This window comes from Nocardioides abyssi, from assembly GCF_030412915.1.
In the GTDB taxonomy this organism is placed as follows: domain Bacteria; phylum Actinomycetota; class Actinomycetes; order Propionibacteriales; family Nocardioidaceae; genus Nocardioides; species Nocardioides abyssi.
The window spans coordinates 1-412 of sequence record NZ_JAUHJR010000037.1; the positions used below are offsets into that span (position 1 = coordinate 1).

The 412-nt window shown below is 70.4% G+C and carries 1 protein-coding gene; it reads left to right on the plus strand.

Going from position 1 to position 412, the window contains the following annotated elements:
• Nucleotides 1-151: 151 nt before the first annotated feature.
• A partial coding sequence (locus QWY29_RS19790) for an ATP-binding cassette domain-containing protein (RefSeq protein ID WP_300962954.1) occupies nucleotides 152-412 on the plus strand: 261 nt, incomplete at its 3' end.

Sequence of the window (412 nt, forward strand, 5' to 3'; positions counted from 1 at the left end):
TCTTCGCCGCCCGCGACTACGCCTCCTACAACTTCAACTACACCTCGCTGGTCGTGGTCGCGCTCTTCTTCATCGTGCTCACGGTGCCGCTTGCCCGGTTCACCGACTGGCTGCAGCGCCGGGTCGCCGAGCGCGAGCGGGCGGGGGCGCTGTGAGCGCGCCGACGTACTCCACGCCCCCGGGGCCGCTGGTCGAGGTGGCCGGCCTGCGCAAGTCGTACGGCGACCGGGTGGTCCTCGACGACGTCGACCTGCGCGTCGAGCCCGGCGACGTGGTCTGCCTGATCGGCTCGTCGGGCTCGGGCAAGTCGACGCTGCTGCGCTGCCTCAACCTGCTCGAGGAGATCGACGACGGGGTGATCACCTTCGAGGGCCGCGAGATCTCCGACCCGCGCATCGACCCGATGCAGGTG